This is a genomic window from Paenibacillus sp. 01L418, from assembly GCF_056400045.1.
The window spans coordinates 1-5,938 of sequence record NZ_JBFTSN010000395.1; the positions used below are offsets into that span (position 1 = coordinate 1).

Below are 5,938 nucleotides of genomic sequence, written 5' to 3' on the forward strand. Positions count from 1 at the left end.
CATTTGGACATTGCTCCCTATCATGAAAAAAATCAGAAAAATAACAATTAATTATATCATCAACCAGGATTTCTGTCCTGCTTTCGTTTCTTTCGCAGCGCATGCCTCTCAGGAGCGGAAAGATGCAGCTTTATCTCCTCTTCTGTCTCTGGGACGACAGTTGGAACAATAGCAGGTTTGCCATGATCATCAATTGCAACAAAAGTGAAAAAAGCAGTAACTGTCGTTTTGCGCTCCCCACTGAACAAATTTTCGGATTGAACGGACACGAACACTTCCATCGAGCTACGATGTGTCCACGAAACAAAGGCTTCAACCTCAATAACTTCTCCGACCCGAATCGGCGCCAAAAAATCAAGACTGTCCGTTGATGCGGTTACAGCTTGCATACGTGCATGTCTCATGGCTGAGATCGCAGCAACCTTATCCATGTACTCCATCAGCTTTCCACCAAACATCGTATCAAAATGATTCGTGTCCAAAGGAAAGATCAGCTGCGTCATAATTGTTCGCGATTCTCTAGCCAGTTTCGTTGATTGTTCCATGCTCGTGTACGCCTCCTATTTGTTGGATTAAAGCTCTTGAAGCGCAAAGAGGCCCCGCCGGCTGGAGAGCCGCGTGACCTCTGTTGTCGCAAAACGATAGCATTATTGCGATTTATTTAATAAAAGTGTGGATCGGGTGGCCAAGTGCAACCTCAGCTGCATCAAGCACGATTTCACCAAGTGTAGGATGCGCGTGAATTGTAAGTGCGATATCCTCAAGAGTTGCGCCCATTTCGATAGCCAAAGCAAGCTCAGCAATCATATTGGAAGCCTCAATACCGATGATTTGCGCACCAAGTACAAGACCGGAGTCTGCATCGGATACGAGTTTAACAAAGCCTTCATTTGCATTAAGCGACATTGCACGTCCATTGATTGCGAACGGGAATTTGCCAACTTTTACATTATGACCTTTGTCTTTTGCTTCCTTCTCACTGAAACCAACGCTTGCGCATTCTGGATCAGAGAAGCAAACTGCTGGTACACATTTGTAGTCAATAACACTAGATTGACCCGAAATGGCTTCAGCTGCGATGCGGCCTTCGTACATTGCTTTGTGCGCAAGCGCAGGTCCAGCAATGATATCGCCAATCGCATAAATATGAGGAATGTTAGTGCGGCATTGCTCATCAACTTCAACTAGTCCACGATCGGACAGCTTCACGTTAATAAGGTCAAGACCTAGCTCACCATCCGTATTTGGACGACGTCCAACCGTTACGAGCAGGTAATCCGCAGTTACTTTCTCTTCTTTATCGCCAACTGTATAAGTTACAGTAACATCTTTATCTGTTTGCTCAGCACCTTTTGCTTGTGCGCCAGTAATGATATCCACATTCGTGCTTTTTAGTTTCTTCGCAACGATGTTGGACATATCTTTGTCAAAGCCCGGCAAAATCGCGTCGGAGCCTTCAATTACTGTAACTTTTGTGCCGAATTTGGAGTACATTTGACCAAGCTCGATACCGATATAGCCGCCGCCGATAACGACAAGGCTCTTCGGAATTTCTGGCAAGGACAATGCGCCTGTTGAAGATACGATACGGCCAGTGAAAGGGAAAGCTTTTAGTTCAATTGGACGTGATCCTGTAGCGATAATGCAGTTTTTGAAACGGTAGCGAGGCGCTTCTTGATCGTTGAATACACGCGCTTCGTTTTCGTTAATAAACATAACTTCGCCTTGGAAATATTGGACTTTGTTTGCTTTCAGAAGAGAAGCAACGCCGCCTGTCAATTTTTTCACGATGCCGTTTTTGAACTCTTGCACTTTAGTAAAGTCAACCTTAGCTTCTCCAACTTCGATACCGAATGCGGAAGCGTGACTGATTGATTCATATTGATGTGAAGCGGAAATAAGTGCTTTCGATGGAATACAGCCCACATTCAAGCATACGCCGCCTACATGTTCTTTATCCACGATGAGTACGTTTTGACCAAGTTGAGCAGCACGAATCGCTGCTACATAACCGCCTGGGCCCGCACCAATAATTAGAGTGTCAATATCTAGGGAAGCATCACCAACAACCATGTCTTATACCTCCATTATGAACAGTTCTGGTTGACCCAGAAGTGTTTTGATGTAATTCATAAAGTTTTGAGCTGTAGCGCCGTCGATAAGACGGTGATCGAAGCTAAGTGAAAGAGCCATTACAGGAGCAGCTACGATTTCACCACCCCGAACAATTGCTTTTTCAGTAATTCTGCCTGTTCCAAGAATTGCAACTTCAGGGAAGTTGATAACTGGAGTGAAGAACATACCGCCAGCGGAACCAATGTTGGAAATCGAGATTGTACTGCCTTTAAGCTCGTTAGCAGCAAGTTTACCGTCACGGCCGCGAGCAGCTAGATCACGGATCGAGTCAGCAATTTTGAATAGGTTTTTACGATCTGCATCTTCAATAACCGGCACGATTAGACCGTTATCTGTATCTGTAGCGATACCGATATTGTAGAATTTGCGAAGAACGATTTCTTGATTAGCCTCATCAAGCGTTGCGTTCAAGATCGGGAACTCACGGCATGCTGCCACAAGAGCTTTCACGATGAACGGCAAGTACGTAAGCTTGGAGCCTTTTTTCTCAGCATAAGGCTTATATTTAGCACGAAGTGCTACTAGCTCCGTTACATCAACTTCATCCATGATCGTAACATGTGGAGCTGTATAAACCGATTTCGACATTGCGTTAGCAATGATTTTGCGAATACCTTTGAATGGTACGCGCTCTTCCGGACGGTACGGTGTTCCAGCCGATACTGCAGCAGGTTTAGCTTCGCCAGCACCTTTAGCTGCAACTTCTGCGTTGCTTGATTGTTCAGCTGAAGGAGCAGATGCATCTGTAGCTGCAACAGCAGGAGCGCCGCCAAAACCAGTTACGTCATCACGAGTGATACGTCCGTTTTTGCCAGTTCCGCCTACTTGTGTTAGGTCTACGCCTTGCTCGCGTGCAAATTTACGAACGCTAGGTGTTGCTAGTACAAGACCGCCAGTTGCTTTAGGAGCAGCTGCTGCTTGTGCTGCAGGAGCTTCAGCTTTAGGCGCCTCAACTGCTGGTGCTGCCGCCGCTGTAGGAGCTTCTGCTTTAGGTGCTTCTGCTTTAGGTGCTTCAGCTGCTGCTGGTTCAGCTTGCTCTGGCAATTCGCCTTCTGCATCAATGATTGCAACAACCTCGCCAATGTGGCAAACTTGTCCGTCTTTTACGAGAACTTCGAGTACTTTACCATTTACTGGGCAAGGCACTTCGACGATCGCTTTATCGTTTTGAACTTCCATAATAATGTCATCATCTGTAACCGTGTCTCCGACTTTGATATGCACTTTAATGATTTCGCCTTCGTGCAAACCTTCGCCGAGCTCTGGGAAACGATATTCGAATTTAGCCACCGCTTTAACCTCCTTTAAAAGTTCAGTACTTTGTTAACTGCTGCAGAAATACGTGCTACCGTAGGAAGCCACGCATCCTCAACTAGAGCAAACGGATATACAGTATCCGGACCAGCAACACGTAGTACTGGAGCTTCTAAGTGCAGAATAGCTTTTTCATTGATTTGAGCAATGATTTCTGCTGCTGCGCCAGAAGTTTTTTGTGCTTCTTGAACGACAATAGCACGGTTTGTTTTCTTAATTGAAGCAACGATTGTATCGATATCAAGCGGAAGCAGTGTGCGAAGATCGATAACTTCTACACTCACGCCTGTTTTTTCAAGTTCTTCTGCTGCTTTGACAGCTGTGTGAACCATAAGACCATAAGAAATGATCGTTACGTCACTGCCTTCGCGAACAACATTTGCTTTGCCGATCTCAACTGTATATTCACCTTCAGGAACTTCAGCCTTGAACGCACGGTACAAGTTCAAGTGCTCCATGAAAAATACAGGATCATTCTCACGAATTGCAGAAATCATCAAGCCTTTTGCATCATACGGGTTTGAAGGAATGACAACCTTGATACCCGGCGTTTGAATAGCAAGACCTTCAAGGGAATCTGTATGCAGCTCAGCCGCTTTAACGCCGCCGCCAAAAGGTGTACGGAATACGATTGGTGAGTTGTAGCGACCGCCAGAGCGGTAACGCATACGAGCAGCTTGGAYAAACATTTGGTCAAGCGCTTCATAAATAAAACCTACGAATTGAATTTCAGCGATTGGACGGAAGCCTTGCAACCCCATACCAACTGCCATACCTGCAAGAGCTGACTCAGCAAGAGGCGTATCAAATACGCGATCTTCACCAAACTCATCCTGCAAACCTTCTGTCACACGGAATACTCCGCCGACTTTACCTACGTCCTCACCAAAGATGACAACGTTCGAATCACGTTTAAGTTCTACGCGCATCGCATCGCGAATTGCTTCCAACATATTCATTTGAGCCATGATCGTCAGATCCTCCTCTTCTATTGAAAATCGTCCTTTTGCTCTTCCAAGTATTGCGGTGTTGTTTCGAACATGCTATCGATCAAGCCCGCTACAGTCATTTTTTCAACTGCTTCAGCTTTTTTGATGTGCTCAGTTACAGTTGCTTTTGCTTCATCTTTCACACGGTTTGTGTCTTCTTCAGTCCACAAGCCTTTTTTCTCTAGATATTTACCGAAACGAACAAGCGGATCTTTTAAAGCCCATTCTGCTTCTTCATCTTTTGTACGGTATTTAGTCGTATCATCCGCCAAGGAATGCGGACGGAAACGGTAAGTTAGAAGCTCAATCAAAGTAGCGCCTTCGCCATTGCGGCCGCGCTCTGCTGCTTCTTGAACAGCTTTGATAACAGCAAGTACGTCCATACCATCCACTTGAACACCTTTGATACCAGCAGCAACAGCTTTATGTGCAACAGACAAAGCGCCTGTTTGCTTAGAGTAAGGTGTAGTAATAGCATAGCCGTTGTTTTGTACAACATAAATGACAGGCAGCTTATAAGCGCCTGCGAAGTTCATGCCTTCGTAGAAGTCGCCTTCTGACGAACCGCCGTCGCCTGTATAAGTGATAGCTACACGTTTTTCATTCTTTTTCTTAAATGCCATTGCTACGCCAGTTGCGTGCAATACTTGTGCGCCAATAATGATTTGCGGCATTAGAACATGTACATCCTCAGGAATTTGACCACCTTGTTGGTGTCCGCGAGAATATAGGAAAGCTTGGTACAATGGCAAACCATGCCATACAAGCTGTGGCATATCACGGTATCCTGGGCAAATGAAATCATCTTTGTTTAACGCGTATTCGCTACCAACCATTGATGCTTCTTGACCTGATACTGGAGCGTAAAAGCCAAGTCTTCCTTGACGACCTAAATTAACAGCACGCTCATCCCATGTACGAGTAAATACCATGCGGTACATAACTTCTTTTAATTGATCATCAGACAAAGCCGGCAATAAGTCCGGGTTAACAACTTCCCCGTCGAGTGACAAGACAGATAGCGGAGTTACCGGTTCCGTTTGAACTTCGTATGGCAATTTGCTCATTTTGATCGCTCACCTCAATCGAAATATTTGAAAATCGTTTACCTCTGTTATAGAATTATTATAAACCTGTTTAATGAAAATGGTCAAAGCAAAAAACACAAAAACCGTTGTTTTTTCGCTGATTCTCATCATTCTTTTAAGAAATTGTATATGCTACAGACTTTATTTATTAGTATAACAGCATAATACAACAAGACAGAAATAGATGTGATTCCTTTGATTGTCTTTCTATTGTTTACCCACAACAGATGTTTTCCATTCAATAAATTCAACCGATAGGAGAGAAAGAAATGACAGACGAGCGATATTTGAAGAGAACAATAGTAAAGGAAACCGTGCCAAGCCGATATTTGGCTGAACAAAGCCGCAATTTACGTATCTTTTTGCCGCCAGGTTATAACGAGGTGCTTAGCTACCCGGTCGTCTATTGCC

5 protein-coding genes and 1 pseudogene are annotated in these 5,938 nt (G+C 44.6%); 1 reads left to right on the forward strand and 5 read right to left on the reverse strand.

The features are described from left to right. Window positions 1-59: 59 nt before the first annotated feature. The 5 genes from AC1DSE_RS28595 to pdhA form a co-directional block, all read right to left on the reverse strand. On the reverse strand, window positions 60-545 hold the full coding sequence (locus AC1DSE_RS28595; protein WP_441882416.1) for an acyl-CoA thioesterase: 486 nt from the start codon (window positions 543-545) through the stop codon (window positions 60-62). A 112-nt stretch (window positions 546-657) separates the two neighbouring features. Then, window positions 658-2,073: a dihydrolipoyl dehydrogenase gene (lpdA, locus tag AC1DSE_RS28600; RefSeq protein WP_076265847.1), complete on the reverse strand. Its 1,416-nt coding sequence runs from the start codon at window positions 2,071-2,073 to the stop codon at window positions 658-660. Between the two features lie 3 nt (window positions 2,074-2,076). Further along, complete coding sequence (locus AC1DSE_RS28605; RefSeq protein ID WP_477511826.1) at window positions 2,077-3,426, reverse strand: dihydrolipoamide acetyltransferase family protein; 1,350 nt, start codon at window positions 3,424-3,426, stop codon at window positions 2,077-2,079. Between the two features lie 14 nt (window positions 3,427-3,440). Continuing rightward, the gene (locus AC1DSE_RS28610; protein ID WP_477528583.1) at window positions 3,441-4,418 is read right to left on the reverse strand and encodes an alpha-ketoacid dehydrogenase subunit beta; all 978 of its coding nucleotides are present in this window, start codon (window positions 4,416-4,418) and stop codon (window positions 3,441-3,443) included. Window positions 4,419-4,438: 20 nt separating this feature from the next. Next, window positions 4,439-5,506, reverse strand: a complete 1,068-nt coding sequence (pdhA, locus tag AC1DSE_RS28615; RefSeq protein WP_339202659.1) for a pyruvate dehydrogenase (acetyl-transferring) E1 component subunit alpha — start codon at window positions 5,504-5,506, stop codon at window positions 4,439-4,441. Between the two features lie 290 nt (window positions 5,507-5,796). Between pdhA and AC1DSE_RS28620 the strand changes: the two are divergent. After that, window positions 5,797-5,938: pseudogene (locus AC1DSE_RS28620) on the forward strand (alpha/beta hydrolase); the annotation flags it as partial.